Source organism: Labrys okinawensis, assembly GCF_002982075.1.
Lineage (GTDB): Bacteria > Pseudomonadota > Alphaproteobacteria > Rhizobiales > Labraceae > Labrys > Labrys okinawensis_A.
Genome location: NZ_PUEJ01000004.1, coordinates 362493 through 380810, shown reverse-complemented (window position 1 = coordinate 380810; position 18318 = coordinate 362493). Strand labels below are relative to the sequence as shown.

The 18318-nt window shown below is 63.6% G+C and carries 22 protein-coding genes; 13 read left to right on the top strand and 9 right to left on the bottom strand.

What is annotated here, in order from left to right; translation table 11 throughout:
- Positions 1-7: 7 nt before the first annotated feature.
- A complete protein-coding gene (locus C5L14_RS12070; protein ID WP_105862289.1) occupies positions 8-310 on the bottom strand; it encodes a PsiF family protein in 303 nt (100 codons plus the stop codon).
- Between the two features lie 120 nt (positions 311-430).
- Entirely contained in the window at positions 431-574 is a 144-nt protein-coding gene (locus tag C5L14_RS30340; protein ID WP_181161139.1) for a hypothetical protein, read from the bottom strand.
- A gap of 22 nt (positions 575-596) precedes the next feature.
- Here C5L14_RS30340 and aroC point away from each other — a divergent pair, with 22 nt between their 5' ends.
- Entirely contained in the window at positions 597-1712 is a 1116-nt protein-coding gene (gene aroC, locus C5L14_RS12065; protein WP_105862288.1) for a chorismate synthase, read from the top strand.
- 66 nt (positions 1713-1778) lie between these two features.
- Here aroC and C5L14_RS12060 read toward each other — a convergent pair whose 3' ends face one another.
- The gene (locus tag C5L14_RS12060) at positions 1779-2708 is read right to left on the bottom strand and encodes a DnaJ C-terminal domain-containing protein (protein WP_105862287.1); all 930 of its coding nucleotides are present in this window, start codon (positions 2706-2708) and stop codon (positions 1779-1781) included.
- A 280-nt stretch (positions 2709-2988) separates the two neighbouring features.
- Between C5L14_RS12060 and C5L14_RS12055 the strand changes: the two genes are divergently transcribed.
- Together C5L14_RS12055 and C5L14_RS12050 are read left to right on the top strand one after the other, a co-directional pair.
- Entirely contained in the window at positions 2989-3702 is a 714-nt protein-coding gene (locus tag C5L14_RS12055; RefSeq protein WP_105862286.1) for an HAD family hydrolase, read from the top strand.
- Positions 3702-4586, top strand: a complete 885-nt coding sequence (locus tag C5L14_RS12050; protein ID WP_105862285.1) for a DUF1499 domain-containing protein — start codon at positions 3702-3704, stop codon at positions 4584-4586. Before C5L14_RS12055 ends, C5L14_RS12050 begins: the two co-directional genes overlap by 1 nt.
- On the opposite strand, the gene C5L14_RS12045 is transcribed toward C5L14_RS12050, so the two are convergent.
- Entirely contained in the window at positions 4571-5479 is a 909-nt protein-coding gene (locus tag C5L14_RS12045; protein WP_105862284.1) for an MBL fold metallo-hydrolase, read from the bottom strand. The two genes, C5L14_RS12050 and C5L14_RS12045, sit on opposite strands and share 16 nt — an antisense overlap.
- Positions 5480-5641: 162 nt before the next feature.
- On the opposite strand from C5L14_RS12045, the gene C5L14_RS12040 reads away from it, so the two are divergent.
- The gene (locus tag C5L14_RS12040; protein WP_068284736.1) at positions 5642-5854 is read left to right on the top strand and encodes a cold-shock protein; all 213 of its coding nucleotides are present in this window, start codon (positions 5642-5644) and stop codon (positions 5852-5854) included.
- Positions 5855-5944: 90 nt separating this feature from the next.
- Positions 5945-6547, top strand: coding sequence for a glutathione S-transferase family protein (locus tag C5L14_RS12035; RefSeq protein WP_105862283.1), 603 nt, complete (start codon positions 5945-5947; stop codon positions 6545-6547).
- 248 nt (positions 6548-6795) lie between these two features.
- On the opposite strand, the gene C5L14_RS12030 is transcribed toward C5L14_RS12035, so the two are convergent.
- Entirely contained in the window at positions 6796-7491 is a 696-nt protein-coding gene (locus C5L14_RS12030) for a helix-turn-helix transcriptional regulator (RefSeq protein WP_105862282.1), read from the bottom strand.
- A gap of 140 nt (positions 7492-7631) precedes the next feature.
- On the opposite strand from C5L14_RS12030, the gene C5L14_RS12025 reads away from it, so the two are divergent.
- Positions 7632-8510, top strand: a complete 879-nt coding sequence (locus C5L14_RS12025) for a DMT family transporter (RefSeq protein WP_181161138.1) — start codon at positions 7632-7634, stop codon at positions 8508-8510.
- A gap of 67 nt (positions 8511-8577) precedes the next feature.
- Here C5L14_RS12025 and C5L14_RS12020 read toward each other — a convergent pair whose 3' ends face one another.
- Together C5L14_RS12020 and C5L14_RS12015 are read right to left on the bottom strand one after the other, a co-directional pair.
- Positions 8578-9213, bottom strand: coding sequence for an outer membrane protein (locus tag C5L14_RS12020; RefSeq protein WP_181161137.1), 636 nt, complete (start codon positions 9211-9213; stop codon positions 8578-8580).
- Between the two features lie 275 nt (positions 9214-9488).
- Positions 9489-9953, bottom strand: coding sequence for a hypothetical protein (locus C5L14_RS12015; protein ID WP_105862279.1), 465 nt, complete (start codon positions 9951-9953; stop codon positions 9489-9491).
- A gap of 255 nt (positions 9954-10208) precedes the next feature.
- On the opposite strand from C5L14_RS12015, the gene C5L14_RS12010 reads away from it, so the two are divergent.
- The 7 genes from C5L14_RS12010 to C5L14_RS11980 all read left to right on the top strand — a co-directional run bounded on the left by C5L14_RS12010 (position 10209) and on the right by C5L14_RS11980 (position 16150).
- On the top strand, positions 10209-10973 hold the full coding sequence (locus tag C5L14_RS12010) for an SDR family oxidoreductase (RefSeq protein ID WP_181161136.1): 765 nt from the start codon (positions 10209-10211) through the stop codon (positions 10971-10973).
- 101 nt (positions 10974-11074) lie between these two features.
- On the top strand, positions 11075-13045 hold the full coding sequence (uvrC, locus tag C5L14_RS12005) for an excinuclease ABC subunit UvrC (RefSeq protein WP_105862277.1): 1971 nt from the start codon (positions 11075-11077) through the stop codon (positions 13043-13045).
- A 25-nt stretch (positions 13046-13070) separates the two neighbouring features.
- On the top strand, positions 13071-13688 hold the full coding sequence (pgsA, locus tag C5L14_RS12000; protein ID WP_245443356.1) for a CDP-diacylglycerol--glycerol-3-phosphate 3-phosphatidyltransferase: 618 nt from the start codon (positions 13071-13073) through the stop codon (positions 13686-13688).
- On the top strand, positions 13688-13939 hold the full coding sequence (gene moaD / locus C5L14_RS11995; RefSeq protein WP_105862276.1) for a molybdopterin converting factor subunit 1: 252 nt from the start codon (positions 13688-13690) through the stop codon (positions 13937-13939). The genes pgsA and moaD overlap by 1 nt, the downstream gene beginning before the upstream one ends.
- 20 nt (positions 13940-13959) lie before the next feature.
- The gene (locus tag C5L14_RS11990) at positions 13960-14421 is read left to right on the top strand and encodes a molybdenum cofactor biosynthesis protein MoaE (protein WP_105862275.1); all 462 of its coding nucleotides are present in this window, start codon (positions 13960-13962) and stop codon (positions 14419-14421) included.
- 90 nt (positions 14422-14511) lie between these two features.
- The gene (locus C5L14_RS11985; protein WP_146126894.1) at positions 14512-15660 is read left to right on the top strand and encodes a hypothetical protein; all 1149 of its coding nucleotides are present in this window, start codon (positions 14512-14514) and stop codon (positions 15658-15660) included.
- Positions 15661-15862: 202 nt separating this feature from the next.
- Positions 15863-16150: a hypothetical protein gene (locus C5L14_RS11980; RefSeq protein ID WP_105862273.1), complete on the top strand. Its 288-nt coding sequence runs from the start codon at positions 15863-15865 to the stop codon at positions 16148-16150.
- 114 nt (positions 16151-16264) lie between these two features.
- On the opposite strand, the gene C5L14_RS11975 is transcribed toward C5L14_RS11980, so the two are convergent.
- A complete protein-coding gene (locus tag C5L14_RS11975; RefSeq protein ID WP_105862272.1) occupies positions 16265-16444 on the bottom strand; it encodes a hypothetical protein in 180 nt (59 codons plus the stop codon).
- Between the two features lie 241 nt (positions 16445-16685).
- Complete coding sequence (ilvA, locus tag C5L14_RS11970; RefSeq protein WP_105862271.1) at positions 16686-18200, bottom strand: threonine ammonia-lyase, biosynthetic; 1515 nt, start codon at positions 18198-18200, stop codon at positions 16686-16688.
- Positions 18201-18318: the final 118 nt, after the last annotated feature.

Here is an 18318-nt window from a genome sequence, read left to right as displayed (position 1 = left end):
GTCCGGATCAGGTGACCGGGCCACCCTTGCGCTTGCAGCTTTCGCGGAACTTCTTGCGGGGCGTGCCCTTCAGTCCCTGCTTGTCGGCGGCGTCGGAGCAGGCCTTGGAAATGGCCGCCTTCTTGGTGGCATCGACCGCCGGCTTCTTGGCCTTCGGAGTCGTCGGCGTGGCACTTGGCGCCATCTGTTCGGTCGGCGCGGCCGTCGCCGGCGGCGCGGTTTCAGGCGTGGTCTGTGCGGAGGCAGCGCCAACACCCAAGGAAAATGCCAATGCAATTGCCGGAAGCAGGCCAAAATTGCGGACGTTCATGGTATTTCCTCCAGTATATTCGACATCGATGATGATTTCGATAGCCAGCCCGCCTCAGGCATGGAACCATGACATGGCCGAATTTTGACCTTCGTTTGAGAATTCGGCGGCGGCATCTGATCAAATCCTGTTTTGATCCCATCTGACGCCTTGCTTATTCTGATCGGCGGAAGCGGCAATGACGGCGCTCGCAAGATTGTCTTCGACCTCGGTGAGGCACGGCCGAAATTGAGTTTTGGCGCGAATGCTGTAGAAGGCGGCCATCACCCGTTCCCTGCGAGTTGCCATGTCGTTCAACAGCTTCGGCCATCTCTTCCGCGTTACCACCTATGGCGAGAGTCATGGCGTGGCGCTGGGCTGCGTGATCGATGGCTGTCCGCCGCGCCTTCCGATCAGCGAAGCGATGATTCAGGGTTTCCTCGATCGCCGCAAACCGGGCCAGAGCCGGTTCACCACGCAGCGTCGCGAACCCGATACCGTGCGCATTCTCTCGGGCGTGATGGCGGACGAAGCGAGCGGGCAGTTGCTGACCACAGGGACGCCGATCCATTTGATGATCGAAAATGTCGATCAGCGTTCGAAGGATTACGGGGAGATCAAGGACAAGTATCGCCCCGGCCATGCCGATTATGCCTATGACATCAAATACGGCATTCGCGATTATCGCGGCGGCGGGCGTTCCTCGGCCCGCGAGACGGCGGCCCGGGTAGCGGCCGGCGCGGTGGCCCGGCAGGTCCTGCCCGGCGTGACCGTCCGGGGAGCGCTCGTGCAGATGGGCCCGCACAAGATCGATCGCAGCCGTTGGGACTGGGAGGCGGTCGACGCCAATCCGTTCTTCTGCCCGGATCCGGTCGCGGCAGCCTTCTTCGAGGAATATCTCGATGGCGTGCGCAAGGCGGGCTCTTCGATCGGCGCGGTGATCGAGGTGGTGGCCGAAGGGGTGCAGCCCGGTCTCGGTGCTCCGATCTACGGCAAGCTCGATTCGGATCTCGCCGCGGCGATGATGAGCATCAATGCCGTCAAAGGCGTGGAGATCGGGGATGGCTTCGCCGCCGCCGAACTCGGAGGCGAGGCGAATGCCGACGAAATGCGCATGGGCAATGACGGACGGCCTCTGTTCCTCTCCAACCATGCCGGCGGCATTCTTGGCGGCATCTCCACCGGGCAGCCCGTGGTGGTGCGCTTTGCGGTGAAGCCGACCTCCTCCATCCTGCAGGAGCGCCGCACGGTCGACCGCTATGGCCGGGACACCGATATCGTCACCAAGGGGCGCCATGACCCCTGTGTCGGCATCCGCGCCGTGCCGGTGGGAGAGGCGATGATGGCCTGCGTGCTGGCAGATCATCTCCTGCGTCACCGCGGGCAGGTCGGCACGCCTGCGGCCTGGCCATTCGAAGCATGATTGGGGGGCGGGTCTTCACCCGCCATCTCGGTTCCGTTCCGGGCGGGGCCGAAGATCCGCCCCGTTTTACCGCCCGATGTCGTAGCCCTTCTCACGCAGCTTCACGAGAGCGGCCTCGAGTTCGGGATCAATCTTGCTGGGCATGATGATCCGGGGCTGCACGATGAGGTCGCCCGGCCCGTCCTTGGCCTGCACGCCCTTGCCCTTGAGGCGGAAGGAGCGCAGCCCCGTGGTGCCGGCGGGCAAGGTGAGATCGACGGAGCCGTCCAGCGTCGGCACGCGCACCTTGGCGCCGAGGGCGGCTTCGTAGAGGGTCACGTTGACGTCGACGCGGACGTTCTTGCCTTCGGCGCGGAACGTGTCGTGCGGCGCCACGGCCACCGTGATCAGCGCGTCGCCGGGCTCGCCGCCGAACGGGCTGGGCTCGCCCTGGCCCCTGAGGCGAATGGTCTTGCCGGGAGCGATGCCGGCCGGAATGGAGGCGTCCACCACGCGGCCCGGCCCGAGCTCGACGCGTGTCTTGCCGCCCAACGCCCAGACGGTGAAGGGAATCTGTCCGGTGACCTGGATATCATCACCGCGGGGCGCACCACCGGCGCGCGCGCCGCCGCGCTGGGCTCTGCCACCGAACATCTCGCTGAGGATGTCGTCGAAGCCGCTCGCGAAACCGCCGCCACCGCTGCCGCTCCGGGCATTGCCGAAATTGAACTCGAAGCCGCCGGTGTCGCGCCCGAAGCCGCCGGGACCACCCGCGGCCTCGAAGCCCTGGAAACGCGGCTTGCCCTCGGCGTCGATCTCGCCTCGGTCGAACTGGGCCCGCTTCTTCTCGTCACCGACGATTTCATAGGCGCTGTTGACCTCGGCGAACTTCGCCGCGGCCTTGGCATCCTTGTTCTGATCGGGGTGGTACTGCTTGGCGAGCTTGCGAAAGGCCTTCTTGATCTCAGCCAAGCTTGCCGTCTTGGAAACGCCAAGGACGCTATAGGGGTCACGCATGTTCAAAATCTCTCCCGCCGGCCCCCTGATGGGCAGCCCGCACCGTGGCACAAGGCCCACGTGCGCCAAACACATGGGATTTAGCACGAGATTCCGCAATATGCTTGCGCCGCGAAATCTCGGGAAGACGGCGACTTCCACCCATGTGGGAGGTCTGGCGCTGGTTTGACGCCTGGTCGATGATCTCTGTTCCAACCTCCTGTTTCCGCGCGAATTCGGTATGCCGCGCCGGCTAAATTCCTTATGGAGGGCGGGAAAGGGCTGTAGACTGGGATTCGCCATGCCGATACGCGCCATACTCTTCGACAAGGACGGGACCCTGGTCGATTTTCATCTCACCTGGAGCGCCGCCGCCTACGCTGCCATGCAGCGCCTGAGCGGTGGAGATCCCGAGAAGATGGCGCGGCTGATCGAGATCAACGACTACGACCTGGAAAGCCATCGCATCCTGCCGCACTCGGTGCTGGTGGCCGAATCTTCGGCCGATTACGGGGTCGCCTGGGCCGAAGTGCTTGGGGAGGTCGCCGATACGGCCTTTTTCGAGCAGATGGATCGCATCTTCATCGAAGAGGGCCTGAAACACGTCACGCCCATCGGGGACCCGCCCTGGCTGCTCTCCACCTTGAAGGCGCGCGGCTATCTGCTGGGCATCTGCACCAACGATTCCGAGGCAGGCGCGCGTGCCCATTGCGAAAAGCTCGGCCTGATACCCTGGCTCGACGCCGTGCTCGGCTATGATTCAGGCCATGGCCGCAAGCCGGAGCCTGGCCCTGTGCTCGGCTTTGCCAGGGCGTTCGGAGTTGCGCCGCAGGAGATCGCCTTGGTCGGCGATTCCACCCATGACCTTCACGCCGTCAGGGCGGCCGGGGGCACCGCCATCGCCGTGCTCAGCGGTTTCGCCCGGCGGGAAGAACTCGCGCCGCATGCCGATCATGTCATCGAGAGCGTGATGGACCTGCCCGCTCTGCTGCTGTCTCTTGCGGGCGCGCCCTGATGCTGCGACGCCCGGTGCCTCCGCCGATCGGCTGGGCCCGTGCCGCGCAGACCTTGGCGGTCTTTGCCTTCGAGGTCGTCGTGATCTCGTTGCTGTTGCTGCGTTTTCATCTCGCCCCGCTCCAGGCCGGCTTTGCCGCGCTGTGTGCGGGGCTGCTGGCAGCCTGCGCCGCCTTGCTCTGCGCGGTGATCGCCTTTCAGGTGATCTGGCGCAAGGGCGAGCGGGGCTTCGGCCGGGCCTTCAGCGCATTCCTGCTCGCCATCCTGGTGCTGGCCCCCGCCGCAATCGCCGCCAGCCTCGCCCTCAGCGTGCCTGCGATTGTCGATGTCAGCACCGATCCCGACGATCCTCCGCCCCTGGCTCATGCCGCCCGCACCCGCGGGCCGGACGCCAATTCGACGGCCTATACCGCGGGGCTCGCCGCCTATCAGCGGCAAGCCCTGCCGCAGATCCAGTCGATTCTGCTCGACGTGCCGCCGGACGACGTCCGCAAGATCGCGCTTCGCCTGATGCGGGAAAGGCGCTGGCAGGTGGTCGGCGATCTGCGTTTCGGCGAGATGGCGGCGCGCATTCGTCTGCCGGACAGCATCCGGGGGGATGGCGATCCCGTGGACTCGGACACGGCGGGCGGCGGGCCCGCCGGTTCTGCCGCCGCGCAAAGGCGCTTCAGCGATCGCATCGAAGCCGTCGCCTCATCCGCCGTTCTGGGCACCGTCGACGATATCGCGCTGCGCATCCGGGGCGAGGGCGGCAAGACGCGGATCGACATGCGATCGGCTGCTCGCTACGGCTCCTATGATTTCGGGGCCAACGCCAAGCATGTGCAGAGCTTCATGGCCGAATTGCGCGATCGGGCCCTGACGCCCGATCAGGCGAGCCAGTAGCGGCCTGCCAGGGAAGGGGCGCCCTCGGTGAGCACCTTGCCGCGCTGGACGAGGTCTTCGAGATGGGCGAAGAGGTTGAGGGCCGCCGCTCCCTGCAACCCGGCCGGCAGTCCTGCATAGACTTTGGCGGTCAAGGGCGTGATCGGCGCGGGGCCTTCGCCCAGGGCCTGAAGGATCGAGGCCTCGCGCATGCGGCGATGCTGGATCATGGCGCGCAGGAAGCGCTGCGGTTGCTCGACCGGACCGCCATGGCCCGGGAAATAGCGCGTCTCCGGCCTGCCGAGGAGTTTCTCCAGCGAGGCCATATAGTCTCCCATCGAGCCGTCGGGCGGTGCGACGATACTGGTGGACCACGCCATGACATGGTCACCCGAGAGCAACACCTTGTCCGCCTCGAGCGAAAAGGCGAGATGGTTGGCGCAGTGGCCGGGCGTCTCCAGCGCCGTCAACGGCCAGTCCGGGGGACCGAAGCGATCGCCCTCGTCCAGGACCACGTCGGGTTGGAAGGCGAGGTCGCCGGAAGCGTCGAGCAGATTGGTCTCGCCCTCATGCAAGGGGCGGGCACTGCGATGCGGGCCGGCGCCATAGGTGGGCGCGCCGGTCGCCGATGCCAACGCCGATGCAGCAGGCGAATGGTCGCGGTGGGTATGGGTGACGGCGATCGCCACGACTTCCTCGCCCCGCACGGCCGCCAGCAGGGCGGCGACGTGGGCGGGATCGTCCGGACCGGGGTCGATGATGGCGACCTTGCCGCGCCCGACGATGTAGGAACAGGTGCCGGTAAAGGTGAAGGCACCGCCATTGGGAGCCAGGATGCGGCGGACACCCGGCGACAATTCCTCGAGGACGCCTGGGGAGGGCGCCTCGCGGTTATATGGTATGTCTTCGCCCATACGGATTTCCAAAATCGGTAAAATTTGTCTGCTGCGGCAAGGGTGGATTGGTCCTGCGGCCCATATCGCCTCTTGCGTACAAGCGCCCTTTGGATGAAACTCTTTTCGTACTGGTGTGGAATGGATCTGGTCATCCGGCCAGATCGGGACTGGGAGCGTAAGATGGCGCAGAGCGGCACCGTCAAGTTCTTCAACACCCAAAAAGGCTATGGCTTCATAACGCCTGACGATGGTGGACGCGACATCTTTGTTCACATCACCGCAGTCGAAAGTTCCGGTCTGGGTACATTGTCGGAAGGCCAGAAGATCTCCTTCGATGTCGAGCCTGACAAGAAAGGCAAGGGACCGAAGGCCGTCAATTTGGTGAAGGCCTGACCGGTATTACCGCATTTGCAGCTGAAATGCGGTAATGGAAGGACGAGCGCTCGCAGTCGCTCATGATTCCAGCACCTGGGTTTCGGCACCATCATGCAATTGCGCTCCTCGCCTCCTTCGCCCTTTGGTCGGAAGGTCAAGATCGCCGCCCATTATCTCGGCTTGTTCGATCGCATCACCGTGGTTCCTGCGGATACCAATGATCCGCAGGACAGCCTGCGCGGGCAGAATCCGCTCGGCAAGATCCCGGTGCTGATCCTGGATGACGGGGCCGTCCTCTACGACAGCCGGGTCATTCTCGATTATCTCGACCACCTCGCCGGTGGCGGCCGGATCGTGCCGCAGGGCCCGGCGCGTTTCGAGGTGCTCACCCGCCAAGCCCTCGCGGACGGCGTCATGGATGCCTCGCTGCTCCAGGTCTATGAGGCGAGGATGCGCCCCGAAGATCAACGCAGTGCCAAATGGCTCGACATCCAGGCTGGCAAGGTCGCGCGCGGCCTGGCTACGTTCGAGGCGCGGGCAGGGGCCTTCGACCCGGCGCTGGACGCGGGAAGCATCGCGCTGGCCTGCGCACTCGGCTATCTCGATTTGCGCTTTGCGGGAACCTGGCGGCAGCATCTTCCCAAGCTGCAGACCTGGCTTGCCGCCTTCGAGGCGGAGATCCCGGCTTTCGGCCTGACGCGTCCCCAATGAAGCAATGAGCCTGAACAGCGGGCCCCTATCGTTTCCGCCCGGCCGGCGCGAGCGATCTGCCCTTGCCGGCGCGGCATCTGCGGGCGGAGAGGGCGCCGATGATCGTCATCGATCCCGGTCCAGCCAATCGGTGGGCACAAGCGGCCTATGCCAAAGCGGGCTTTCAGACGCGGAATGAGGTGGCGATGGTGTTCATCTGAGAGCTCGATAGGGAACTAAAGCGTTTTTCAGAAAAATCGCACTTTGATCTAGCGCTGCGGCGTCTCTTCACGCTGGCGCGCCTCCCAGGCCGTGCGCAAGGCCGCGCTCTCGCCCTCGAAACGCTCCTGCATGACCTCGCAATGGCGGATGCGGTCGGCCCTGAAGCTGCGGAAATCCCGGCGCAGTTCGCACCAGGCCACGACATGCATCACTTCGACATAGTAGACCATGGCGATCGGTCGGACGACCCGCCTGCTTTCCCGTTCCTCTACATCGACATAGTGCAGCAGCAATTTGCGCTCGTCGCGAATGGCCAGGCGAATGGCGGCAAGATCGATGCTGATCGGCTCGGGATGGATCCATTGCGGCACGAAGAGCCGGGTCTTGTCGATGGGTTCGCGATTGGGGATCGGCAAAACGGTGGCGATCTTGGCGCGGATCGAATCCGCGGCCAGCTTGAGCGCCCGATCGTCGGTGCGCTCCAGCAGGCCGAGAGCGACCACGAGGGCTTCGACTTCCTCGATGGACAGCATCAGCGGCGGCAGGTCGTAGCCGGAGCGCATGACATAGCCGATGCCGGCTTCGCCGTAGATGGGCACCGACAGGGCCTGAAGCGAAGCGATGTCGCGGTAGATGGTACGTTTGGCGACTTCGAGCTGCGCGGCGATCGCCTCGGCCGTCACTGGCTTCTTGGCGACGCGCAGGAGCTGGATGATCTCGAACAGGCGGGTGGTGCGGCGCATGGGAGGCAAGCCGTTGAGCGCGGTCTGCGTAGGGAACGCTGACTGCTGACAGATTCTTGGCAGCAGAGTTCTGCTTCAATCCGGCATCTGTCAATCGGCATCCAGCCATATCGGAGATCGCAATGTCCATTGAAGGGAGCATGCCGGCGGCATACGCGCCGCGCCATATCGGCGTGGCGCTGGTGACGGCCTCCGCCATCTTGTGGAGTTCGGCCGGCTATTTCACGCGGGCGGTGCCTCTCGACATTGCCGCCCTGCTGTTCTGGCGCGGCCTGTTTGGCGCGCTCGCCAGCCTTGCCTTCATCCTGGCGCTGGAAGGCCGCAACACCTGGCGCAGCTTCAGGGCGATGGGATGGATCGGCTTGGGCTTCTGCCTGCTGTCCAGCCTGGGCATGGCCTGCTTCGTGGCGTCGCTACGGCTCACCAGCGTGGCCCATGTCTCGATCATCTACGCGACGGTGCCCTTCGTGGGCGCCGGCCTGGCCTGGCTGGTGATGCGAGAACGGGCTTCCGTAGCGGTGCTGGTCGCCAGCTTTTTCGCCGTCGCGGGCGTAGCGCTGACCGTGGCCGGCGGCAGCGCGCAGGGGAGCCTGATCGGCGATGTCCTTGCATTGGCGATGACGATACTGGTTGCCGCTTTCGTGGTGATGCGACGGCGCTTTCCCGATGTGCCGCTGGTACCGGCCGCCTGCCTGTCGGCTCTGGTGCCGGCGCTGATCAGCGCTCCCCTGATGTCGAGCTGGCCGACGGACGGTCGTGAGGTCGCCATGCTGGTTGCCTTCGGCGTAAGCAATATGGGATTGGCACTGGTCTGCTTCACCATTGGCGCGAAGTTCATTCCGGCGGCACAGACGGCGCTGATAGGTGCCTTGGAGACCCCGCTTGCGCCCCTATGGGTCTGGCTTGCCTTCGGAGAGGCGCCGGGAATGGCGGCCCTGGCTGGTGGCGGCATGGTTCTCCTGGCCGTGATCGGCAGTATGGTCTGGGAAGGCCGGGCATCAACGGCCAAGGGCTGCTGACGATCATCGAACGAAAAAGGCCCGGCAGTGATGCCGGGCCTTTTCGGAGCGCTGTCTTCCGAACGGATCAGAAGTGATAGTTCACGCCCACCTTGATGTCGCTGCCGCTATAGCCGGCATTGACCACACCGCTGCGGATGTCGAAGTCATCCTTGCCATAGCTGGTGTAGTTGTATTCCGCCCGGACCGAAACTTCCGGGGTCACGCGATATTCGGCACCGAAGCCGGCGGTCCAGCCGACCTGCCACTGCGAATCCTTGGCGCCGAAGCGGTTGATTTCGACGTCGCCGAAGGCCAGACCGGCCTTGATGTAGGGCAGGAAGTCGCCCATGGCGTAACCCAAGCGGGGTGTGATCGAGCCGTTGAAGCCGTAGGTGCCCTTGTGGCCGTCATATTTGTCGGTGATGTCGGCATAGTTCAACGAGCCTTCAATGCCGACCACGATCGGATCGTACTGCATGTTGTAGCCGGCCTGCACGCCGCCGGTGAAGCCGCTGGCCTCGTTCAAGCGGACGCCGCGATTAGCATCGAAGTCACCGGAAAAGCCGTAGCCGAGATTGATACCGGCATAGAAGCCCGTCCAGGTCACATTGGAAGCCGGTGCCTGGTAGGCCGGAGCGGGTTCCTGATATTGCGGAATGTCGGCCGCAAAGGCGGACCCGGTGATCAGCGTCGCTGCTGTGGCGAGAAGAAGCTTTTTCATCGTGAACTCCTGGAACTCATACACGCGATGACGCCGGTATCCCCAACCCATCGAACAATCATGCGACCGTGTTACGTGAAGACTCTTAAGAGAAAGTTGCCTGATGGGTTTATTAAGTAGATTTAACAAGGCAATATTATGGCAATGATTTCAGTTATATTTGAAATGGTTTGTTAACTATAATTTATGTTCTGTGAATTCTCTTAGGGTAAATTGAGTTTATTATAGTTAACGGGAGATTAATATTGCGAATTATTGGGTTGTTCGGCGATTTGTCATTCCCACCCGGCGGCATAGGGCGCCGGCGCGTTGGCAAAATCGGAATGAACCGTGCCCAAATCATAGTTGAACGCCGTCGCCCGGGCGGACCAGCGATTGTGCTGAACGCCACCGCAGGCCAGATCATCGCCTCGGCCCGAGGTCAGACCGGGCAGAAGGCAAAGGCTTGTCGGGCGCGCATTATGCGCGAGCGAGCGATTCTTGCCGCTTTCTCCCGAGGGATTGACCGGAATGGAACCGACGATGTCGATGTCATCACCAGTCGACGGGCGTGCCGGCTTGGCGGCCGCCTGCGGAACGACGCCTGCCAGTACCGGTGCCTTGGTCACGGCAATGAAGCGGCCGGTCCACACCAGCGAGAGGGCGGAGGGTGCCCCGGGCACGGCTTCGCCGGCCTGCGCCGTTCCGATGAGGGGCTGCCAGGCCAGTATCGCGCAAGTGAGGAAAGTGACCTTCAGCATCGTGTCCCAGTGTTGCCTGTTCCGGTGCCAAAGCGCCTTGCGAGTTGAGGGAAGCACCACAATCGCAAAGACGCGTCGAACCAAAGAGCCGGAGCAAAAAAGCGTTCCGCCGTGAGCGCGCTTTACTCCAGTGCTGGCATGGGCCAGTTCGTCACTTGAACACTGCCCGGTGGTCGATCGACGTTAACGCTGGGCAGCAATCTGCCCGCATCGTAAACGCAGTATGAAGACAAGCCTGCGGAAGGAATGGAGAAAATGGTGGAAAAGGCCAAAGAGCTTTGTTCGGGGGCGCAGCGCGCTTTGGTGACCGGCGCTGCCAAGCGTATCGGCCGCAGCATCGCCCTCGGCCTGGCGCAGGCCGGATATGACGTCGCGCTTCATTGCAATCGCTCGCGCGCCGAAGCGGAGGATGTGGCGGCGCATATTGCGGCCATGGGACGCAGGGCCTGCATCGTGGTGGGGGATCTGTCGGCGGGAGACAAGGTGAGTGCGATCGTCGAGGAGGCGCATGCCGGCATTGGCGTTCTCGACCTGCTGGTGAATTCAGCCTCGATGTTCGAGGCCGACGGCGTGGGCACCCTCCGTGCGCAGGTCTGGAACCGGCAATTCGCCGTCAACGCCCAGGCGCCGATCTTTCTCGCCCAGGCTTTTGCGGCCCAGGTCGACCCGCGCGCCTGCGACCCCTCCATCGTCAATCTGATCGACCAGCGCGTGCTGCATCCCCGGCCGGACTATGTTTCCTATTATCTCAGCAAATCCGTGCTGCATGTCGCCACGCAGACCCTGGCGCAGGCGCTGGCCCCACGGATCCGTGTCAACGGCATCGGGCCGGGCCCGACCCTGCAGGCGGCTTCGCAGACCCCCGAGGAATTCGCTGCCGAGGCGGCCGGCACGCCGCTCGGCCATGGCAGCGCCGTCGAGGACATCGTGGAGGCCGTGCTCTATCTCGCCCGCGCCCGCAGCGTCAGCGGTCAGATGATCGCCGTCGACGGCGGCCAGCATCTGGCCTGGGCCGAGTAGTCCAGCCGCGATAGCCGGGGCACGCCGGCGATGGCGGGCAATTTCACCGGCATTTTGCATGCCCTCTCGTCAGCGTGCCTCCTGCGTCCTATTTATCAGCCATGACCGACTCGCCCGATCTTGCCGAAACCGAGGAAGCCTCCTCCTCCGTCGACTTCGCCTTCGACGAGAAAGCCGTGCCGTCTTCGCTGCGCGCGGGAACGGCGGTCATTCACGCTTTCTGGAAGACGCTGCCAAACGCACCGGGTGTCTATCGCATGATCGATGCGGAAGGCACCGTGCTCTATGTCGGCAAGGCGCATTCGCTCAAGAAACGGGTGGCGAGCTACGCCCGCGGCATTGCGCCGACTGCGCGCATCGCCCGCATGATCGCCGAGACGGCGGCGATGGAATTCGTCACGACACAGACGGAAACCGAAGCCCTGCTGCTCGAGATCAATCTGATCAAGAGCCTGAAGCCGCGCTTCAACGTGCTGCTGCGCGACGACAAATCCTTTCCCTACATCCTGCTGACGGGCGATCATCCGGCGCCGCAGCTGACCAAGCATCGCGGGGCGCGCACGCGCAAGGGCGATTATTTCGGTCCCTTCGCCAGCGTCCTGGCCGTCAACCGCACCATGAACGCCTTGGAGCGCGCCTTCCTCATCCGTTCCTGCACGGATTCGGTGTTCTCGACCCGCACGCGCCCCTGCCTGCTGCACCAGATCAAGCGCTGCTCGGCCCCTTGCACCGGCGAGGTCTCGATCGAGGATTATGCCGGCCTGGTGAGCGAAGCGCGCGCCTTCCTGACCGGCAAGTCCAAGGCCATCAAGGAGGCGATGGCGCACGAGATGGAGAAGGCGGCCGAAACTCTGGAGTTCGAGCGCGCAGCCCGCTATCGCGACAGGCTCGCGGCGCTTTCGGCCATCCAGTCGACCCAGGGGATCAATCCACGCTCGATCGAGGAAGCGGATGTCTTCGCCGTGCACGAGCAGGCCGGCCAGTTTTGCATCGAGGTGTTCTTCTTCCGCACCGGTCAGAACTGGGGCAATCGCGCCTATTTCCCCAAGGCCGATCGCACGCTCAGCGAGGCCGAAGTGCTCGATGCCTTTCTCGGCCAGTTCTACGACGACAAGCCGGCGCCCAAGCTCGTGCTGCTTTCGCACGAGATCGAGGGTGGGGAGATCCTGCGTGAGGCATTGACGCTGCGGGCCGGCCATCGCATCGAGATCGCGACACCGAAGCGGGGAGAGAAGCGCGACCTCGTCGAGCATGCCCTCACCAATGCCCGCGAGGCACTCGGACGCCGCCTGGCCGAATCCTCCTCGCAGCTCAAGCTGCTGGAAGGCGTAGCCGAAGCCTTCGGCCTCGAAGAGGCGCCGCGCCGCATCGAGGTCTATGACAACTCTCACATCATGGGCACCAACGCCGTCGGCGGCATGATCGTGGCGGGGCGCGAAGGCTTCGCCAAGACGCATTATCGCAAGTTCAATATCAAATCGACGGAGATCACGCCGGGCGACGACTACGGCATGATGCGCGAGGTGCTGCAGCGGCGCTTTTCCCGCCTCATCAAGGAGACACCCAAGGACGAGGCGGCCGAACCGGGCGAGGGGGCGGACGATGTCGCGATGCCCTCTTGGCCCGATCTCGTCCTGATCGACGGCGGTGCCGGCCAGATGCAGGTGGCCCGCGAGGTCTTCGCCGATCTCGGCGTCGAGGACGTCGCATTGGTCGGTGTCGCCAAGGGTGTCGATCGCGATGCCGGGCGCGAGACCTTCATCGTCGAGGGCAAGCCCCCTTTCAAGCTCGCTCCGCGCGATCCCGTGCTCTATTTCGTGCAGCGCCTGCGTGACGAAGCCCACCGCTTCGCCATCGGTGCTCATCGCCAGAAACGCTCCAAATCCCTGAAGGAGGGGGGGCTCCAGGAAATCGGCGGCATCGGTCCGCAGCGCAAACGTGCGCTGCTGCGGCATTTCGGCACTCTCAAGGCGATCGAGCGCGCTTCGATGGCCGATCTCGAAGGCTGTCCGGGCATCGATCAGGCGACCGCCCGCAAGGTCTACGACTTCTTCCACGACAAGGCATCCTAAACCCGGTTGACGGCGCGACCGCGCCATGTTCCTTCAAGCCATGACATCACCAGCGCCCACCAAGCGGACATCCCCGCTCTCCCTGCCGAACATCCTCACCTATGGCCGGATCGCGGCGGTGCCGGTGGTCGTGGCCTGCCTGTTCTGGCCGGAGGTGATCTGGGTGCGCTGGGTCGCCTTCGGGGCGTTCGCCCTGGCGGCGGTGACGGATTATTTCGATGGCTATCTGGCCAGGGCCTGGGGGCAGCAATCCTCGCTCGGGCGCATGCTCGATCCGATCGCCGACAAGCTGCTGGTGTCGTCCTGCCTGCTCATGCTGACGGCGACGGGAACCATCACCATCGGCAATCTGTCCGTGTGGGCGGCCATCGTCATCCTATGCCGCGAGATCCTGGTTTCCGGTCTCAGGGAGTTCCTGGCCGAATTGCGGGTTTCAGTGCCGGTGACTCGGCTTGCCAAATGGAAGACAACCGTCCAGCTCCTGGCGATCGGTTTTCTGCTGGCAGGGCCAGCGGGCGACGCCGTCCTGCCGGGCTGTACCATCATCGGCCTGGTGCTGCTGTGGGTTTCGGCTGTGGTGACGCTCTACACGGGGTATGATTATTTCCGCAGCGGCGTGCAGCATCTGCTGGAGGACGCGTGATGAAGCTGATCTACTTCGCCTGGCTGCGCGAGCGCATCGGCGTGCCGGAGGAGGAAGTCGACCTGCCGGCCGAGGTCAGGACGGTCGAGGATCTGATGCAGTGGCTGTCCGAGCGTAGCGAGGCCCATGCCCATGCCTTCGAGAACCGCAAGATCATCAGGGCGGCGATCGATCGGCGCCATGTCAAGCCGGCTGCGCCGGTTGCCGGAGCCGGCGAAATCGCCTTCTTCCCGCCCATGACGGGCGGCTGAGCCGGCGGGGAGCAGAAACGGTGAGCGTTCGTCTGCAACGCGAGGATTTCGACGTTTCGGCCGAGGTTGCTGCCTTGACAGCCGGTCGCACGGATATCGGTGCGGTGGTCAATTTCATCGGCATCTGTCGGGCAGGGCCGGAAGACGACCGTATCAGTGCGATGACGCTGGACCATTATCCGGAGATGGCCCAGGCCGAGCTCGAGCGGATCGAGGCGGAAGCGAGCGAGCGCTGGCCCCTGCAAGGCGTCACCGTCATCCACCGGCATGGCCGGCTGGTGCCGGGCGACAACATCGTGCTGGTGGTGACGGCCTCGATGCATCGCCAGGCTGCCTTCGAGGCCGCTTCCTTCCTGATGGATTATCTCAAGACGCGGGCGCCATTCTGGAAGAAGGAGGAGCGCGCCTCCGGTACCGGCTGGGTCGCCGCCAAGGACGAGGACGATGCCGCCGCCGCGCGCTGGACGACGAAGAAGCCTTGATGCGGTTCCCCTGATGCGTTCCCTTGACGACAGACTTGGCCTCTTCCGGCGTGCCATTGCGGCCTATGCGATGGACAAGGAGGGATTTTGATGCCGAACGGATTGAGAAAACTGGCAGGCGTCGTAGTGGCAGCAACCTTGCTGTGCGGCGTCGCAGGAGCGGCTTCGGCCGATTCGGAGTTGCGGGGCGCGCTGTCCCACGTTCCTGCGAAGTTCGCAATGGATCGCAACGGCATTGCCGCCATCTTTGTTAATCTGTCGGAACTGCGTGCGCTCTATGCGGGGAATTTCGCCTCGATGGGACGCCGCATGAGTCTTGGTGGCAACGACACGACGAAAGCGTTCTTTTCTAGCGCCGAGTCTTCCTGGCAAGGGGATACTGGCTTGAAGCGCGACGAGATTTCCAGCTTCACCGAATATGGTACACCGCCACGGGCCGTCGTCCTCTGGCGCTTCACTCGTCCGGACATGGTCGATCCTTTCGTCACGGGGCTCGCCAAGCGCGGTTTCAGCCAGATCGATGGCACATGGCGCAATGGCGACCCGCTGAAGGTGGATTTCACCAAGCGCAATCCTAACAATCCTTTCCTTGGCCCGCTGGGGCGTGCTTCGATGATCGCGCCTCTCAAGGATGGTATCGCCCAGTCCCCCGATCCCGGGGCCGCTACCGAGGCCGGCGCCGTTTCGGCCAAGACCAGTCTCGCCGGTTTGGCACCGTTCGAGGCGGGCCTCGATGGCATCGAGAAGGTGGCTGCCCAGGGTTCGATCCTGCAGGCAATCGTTCTCACCCCGGCGATCTGGATGCAGGGGGACGATGTGACGGATCTGATGGCAACCTCTCCCACCGTCGACAAGAAAGCGCTGGCGGACAAGATGGCCGAGCGGGCGAAGAAACCGATCACGCCTGTGTCCATGGGGGCCATCATCGCCGATGTCGAGACGAAGGAGCCGGCAGGCAGTGGCGTGGTGATCGCGCTGCCCTATGGCGATTGCGACACCGCCAAAGAGGGGGCGAGGATCTTCGCCGACAAGTGGAAGAATGCCGTCGGTCGGGATGGCCAGACCGGCGCGCAGCGGACCGGCAGGGAACCCTCGGTGACGGTGCATCAGGGAAAGGAAGCCTGCGTGGCCCTGCTGTCGCTGGTGGGAACGCCTGACGCCGAACGGGGCAACTCCGTCCTGCGTTATATCACCGGCGCAATCTGGCAGCGCGATTTCAAGGCACTTCAAGGCGGATAGACTCGTATGAAATCAATGCAGCGGACTTTCCACAGAGACAGGGAAGCGCTGCAAAGGCGAAATACACAGATTTTACTTTGTCTAAGTCTCCTTGAAGCGGGGCTCGGTTCAGGGATTAATTGAAAAGAAACCAGAATCTGCACAAATTGTCGCAGGCGGTCATCTTCCATCAACCAGCCGCCACTGAAAGTGGAAGTCGACAATGGAACAGATTCTTATCAACCTGGTGGCAGGCGCGCTTGGCGGCGCCGGCTCCGGCAAGGCTCTGCCGCAATTCGACATGGGTAATATCGGAAACATCATCGCCGGTCTGGTGGGCGGCGGTGTGCTCGGCCAGATCATCACTGCTGTCTGGCCGTCCGTCGCCGCCTCCATGCAGTCGGGCAGCTTCGACGTCGGCTCGATCGTCACCAATGTGATCAGCGGCGGTGCCGGCGGCGCCATCCTTCAGATCATCGCCGGCATGATCAAGAATTCGATGAGCAAGTAGTCGCTGCGACGGGTCGCTACGGCAACTGCGTCATCGTGAGCATAGCGAAGCAGTCCACTCTCCCAAGGCGGGAGCCTGGACTGCTTTGTTTCATTCGTGGTGACCGATGCGTTCTCAGCGCGCCAGCGCCGAGGCGACATGGGTGGCATCGGCATTCAGGGCGCTGCCGAGCAGCCAGACACCGATGATCAGGGCGAGACCGGCAAGCAGCCCGGTGACGACGTCGATCGTCACACCGGCTATGTCGCCTTCTTCAAATCCGTCCTTTGCTGCAAACAATCCCGCCAAACGCATCGTACTAACTCCAACTCACCTTTCACTGTATCGCGGCGCGGTTAACGCCTCGTCTCTACTTGTAAGACCTATTGCGACTTTTCGGTGTTTATGTAGTGTCGAAAAGCACGCCGTGGGCATGTTATTCGGCATTGCTGATATGGGCGTGGAACATGGCGGTCGCCGGCTTTACGAAAAGCCTTAACCGTTTGTTATTGCTTAATTTTCCGTAACGGGTGGTGCGTGCCTGGCGGCCTGCCGTTCAGCCGCGCAGGAAGAGGCGATAGGCGTCGTTGGCGCTTTCGTCCTCATAGGGGTAGCCGAGCTCTCCCAGACGTTCGAAAAGCCGCGGGCGATCGGCTTCGGGAACCTGGATTCCGACCAGCACACGGCCATAATCCGCACCATGATTGCGGTAGTGGAACAGGGTGATGTTCCAGTCGAAGCCGACGCCGTCGAGGAATCGGAGCAGCGCGCCGGGGCGTTCGGGGAATTCGAAGCGCAGCACCAATTCGTCCGTCAGGCCCGGTGCCCGCCCGCCGACCATGTAGCGTACATGCAGCTTGGCGGTCTCGTCGGCGCTGATATCGACGACGCCATAGCCGAGCCGTTCGAGCTGGCCGACGATCTCGCTCTTCTGGCGCTTGGCATCGGCGAGCTTCAGGCCGACGAAGACATGAGCCTGGCTGCCGCCGGCGTAGCGATAGTTGAACTCGGTGACGATGCGGTTGCCCAGAACCTGGATGAAGCGGCGATAGCTGCCTGTCTCCTCGGGTATGGTGACGGCGAGCAGGATCTCGCGCGCCTCGCCCACCTCGGCGCGCTCGGCGACATGGCGCAGACGGTCGAAATTGAGGTTGGCACCGCTGTTGACGGCGACCAGCGCGCCGGTTCTCTCGGGATTGGCCTGCGCATAAGCCTTCAAGCCTGCCAGCGACAGGGCGCCGGCCGGTTCGGACAGCACGCGCATATCCTCGAAGATGTCCTTGATCGCAGCGCACATGGCGTCGGTATCGGCGACCAGGACGTCGTCCAGCAGTTCGCGGCAGATCCGGAAGGTTTCCTCGCCCGCCTGGCGGACTGCGACACCGTCGGCGAACAGGCCGACGCGGTCGAGCACCACCCGCTCGCCGGCCGCAATGGCCGCCTTCATCGAGGCGGCATCCACCGGCTCGACGCCGATCACCTTGGTTTCCGGGCGCAGGAACTTGACATAGGAGGCGATGCCCGCCGCCAGGCCGCCGCCGCCGATGGGCACGAAGACTGCTTCGATCGGGCCGGGATGCTGGTGCAGGATCTCCACGCCCACTGTGCCCTGGCCGGCGATGACGTCGCCATCGTCATAGGGATGGACGAAGGTCAGGCCCTGCTCCTGTTCGAGTTCGCGGGCATGGGCATAGGCTTCGTCGAAGACGTCGCCCTTGAGCACGACCTTGCCGCCCCAATAGCGCACGGCATCGACCTTGATGCGCGGCGTGGTGATCGGCATGACGATGGTGGCGGCGATGCCGAGCTTCGTTGCCGAGAGGGCGACGCCTTGGGCATGGTTCCCGGCCGAGGCACAGATCACGCCGGCCGCCTTGGCTTCGGGCGACAGCCGGGCGATGCGGTTATAGGCGCCACGGATCTTGAAGGAGAAGATCGGCTGGAGATCCTCGCGCTTGAGCAGCACCTCCGCGTTCAGGCGCTGGCTGAGCCGCACCATCGCATCCAGGGGCGTTCGCTGGGCTACGTCATAGACGCGGGCATCGAGGATTCTGCGGACATATTCGATCACAACGCACCTGACTGTCGAAAAAAATGGGAGCGGTCTGGGCTCCCCTGTAGAAAAGCCTGTCAGCTTTCATCTTTGGGACGTTCCTGTGGCGCTGTCACGTTTGATTTGCGCCCATTGG